We start from the raw sequence: 2,445 nt of genomic DNA, 5'->3' as shown, positions 1-2,445 counted from the left end.
GCGAACGAAGCGCCACCAGCAATTCTGTCGGTTTACTTGGGCGACCAGCTTGAGCGCGTTTTTAATGATATTAAAGAAGGCAAGTTATTGAAGTCTGAGGTCGGCGGCTTTATGGATCTGGGCTTGAGCCAGATTCTGAAGTTTGAGCGTGATCCTGGCGATCGTAACCGTACTTCACCGTTTGCGTTCACCGGTAACCGCTTTGAGTTTCGCGCGGTGGGTTCGTCTGCATCTGTTTCCGGCCCATTGGTTGCTATGAACACGATGTTGGCTGATTCATTAAACTGGATCGCGGATCAGTTAGAGGCGGAGTTGGCGGCTGGTACCAATACTGCCGAAGCCGCAATTAAAGTACTGAAGAAGCTGATGGAAGCGCATAGCAATGTTATTTTTGGTGGCGACGGTTACTCGGCTGAGTGGCATCGTGCTGCTGTTGAAGATCGCGGCCTGAAGAATCTCCCGACTACAGCAGACGCGCTACCGTACTTGCGCGACGAGGCCATTGTTAAGCTGTTCTCTAGCACAGGTGTATTTACGCCCGTTGAGCTGGAAAGCCGTTTTGAGGTGTATTCAGAGCAGTACCTTCTGTCGATCGAGGTGGAAGCTAAGTTAGTGGTTGATATGGCCACTACTAGCATTTATCCCGCCGCGGTGGAGTATTTGTCGCAGCTGACTACAACGAGTGCGGCAGTGTCCTCTTTAGGGATTAAGCTCGACAATAATGTGGCAACGGCTGTTGCAAATGAAGCTAACGCGATGATGGCGGCAGTGAGCAAGTTAAGTGCAGCCTTGGCTGTTCATGACTTTGATTCTACTGAGGCGCATATGCAGTACGCAGCAGGCACTTTGCGCGGTCTAATGTTAGACGTGCGTGGTCATGCTGACGCCCTTGAGGCCTTGGTGGCTGATGACCTATGGCCGTTGCCTAAGTACTCTGAAATGCTGTTTATTAGATAAGTGCATTCCGCCACTGCGGTGGCGGTTTTTCGCTGAAAAAAGTCCTCATGTGAGGGCTTTTTTTTGCCTGCAGAAAACGTTTTTATGGGGGATTGTTATATGAAATTGGCGATAAGTTTCTCGCTTTCCTGCCAAAGGCGTGTGGCTGCTTGCCTATCCAAGGCTGCAGGTGCTGGATCCATTGCCACGCGTGACTCAAAGTATTGCGCGGTGAACTCGCCGTTTTCGGGCGCCATTGCAACCCAGAGTAGGTCTGCTGCTGCATCAGCGGGGCTGCGAAATTGTAAAGTTTCTATATAGGCGCGCATCCGCGCCTCAGCGTGATTGATGAAATTACTGTCAACCGTGCCGGGGTGGAAGGCGTGCACAATAATGCCGTCGCCTTGCACTCGCTGGGCTAATTCGCGGGTAAAAAGAATATTGGCGAGCTTGGCGAGGCAGTATGACTTCCCTGTGTTCCACTCTTTGGTCAGCTGCAGGTCATCCCAATCTATGCCAGGGCAGCCTTTGTGGCCGTCTGATGTGACGTTAACGACGCGTACTTCGTGCTTTGCGGAGGTCTTGCTCGCGCTCTGTAGCAAGGGCAGTAGATGCTGTGTTAATAAAAAATGGCCGAGGTGATTGCCGGCAAAGGTCGCCTCATTGCCCTCGCTAGTAATGATCATTTCAGCGCGAACGCCGCCAGCATTATTGAGCAGTAAGTGAATTTTATCGGTGAGTGCGCTGATTTCATTGGCCATGCGCGCGGTGTCGCTTAGCAGGGAGAGATCGCCCTGAACCATATTGAATTTGCCATTGCCTGCAATCGCGTGGATTTCAGCGGCGGCTGCGGCCGAACGCTCGGGGTTTCGACCTTGGCCAATGACATGCCAGCCCTGTGTGACTAACTGTTTGGCAGCGGCCTTGCCAATGCCTGAGCTGGCGCCAGTGACGACGGCGACACGCGGAATTGATTGCTTTGGCATGGTATCTCCTGCTGATTATTCGACGGTGTACTTATTTATTAGGTTTTGTTTTAAGTTTTTATCGGACACTTACCATAGCGCTGTTTTCAGCGACTTTGTAGCGCCGGTTTAGCGCTAGTGAATTTATTTCTATTGCCCGTGATTGCGGTGCCCGCGTATTGGTCTGAGCGTTAGGTTGGGAGACTTAGTAGTTGGTCTGGGACCGGAAATTTTTTTAATTCGAATAAAGTATTTAAAAACAGTGGGTTGCGGGTACTTTGTAGGTCGTCTAAACGGAGGATGGTGCGGGTTGGGGGCATGTGTGAGAATTTTTCACCATGCAAAGTCTATTGCGACCAGAGTTTAATCAGGAGAAATATCATGAGTCAGCCAGCGCCAGTGACGCGTCAGCCGCATATAATTGAAGCGGCGGAATTACCTGATCGCTATGCGCGGGGTTGGTATTGCCTCGGTCTGGCGAGTGAATATACCAGCACGCCAGTGAAACTCAATTATTTTGGCACCCGCTTAGTTGGTTATCGCG

General features: G+C 51.1%; 1 protein-coding gene and 1 pseudogene. One reads left to right on the top strand and one right to left on the bottom strand.

Going from position 1 to position 2,445, the window contains the following annotated elements; genetic code table 11:
• Nucleotides 1-957, top strand: a pseudogene (locus ABYT30_RS18410) (glutamine synthetase type III); the annotation flags it as partial.
• Nucleotides 958-1,052: 95 nt separating this feature from the next.
• On the opposite strand, the gene ABYT30_RS18405 reads toward ABYT30_RS18410, so the two are convergent.
• Entirely contained in the window at nucleotides 1,053-1,922 is an 870-nt protein-coding gene (locus tag ABYT30_RS18405; RefSeq protein WP_373080658.1) for an SDR family NAD(P)-dependent oxidoreductase, read from the bottom strand.
• Nucleotides 1,923-2,445: the final 523 nt, after the last annotated feature.

Origin of the sequence: Zhongshania sp., assembly GCF_041623545.1 — a bacterium.
Taxonomy (GTDB): domain Bacteria; phylum Pseudomonadota; class Gammaproteobacteria; order Pseudomonadales; family Spongiibacteraceae; genus Spongiibacter.
This window is presented reverse-complemented; position numbering and strand designations above follow the sequence as displayed.

Bases quoted from the DNA above. Each gene is read 5' to 3' on its own strand.
- ABYT30_RS18405 (WP_373080658.1), bottom strand. From the start codon at position 1,922: ATGCCAAAGCAATCAATTCCGCGTGTCGCCGTCGTCACTGGCGCCAGC.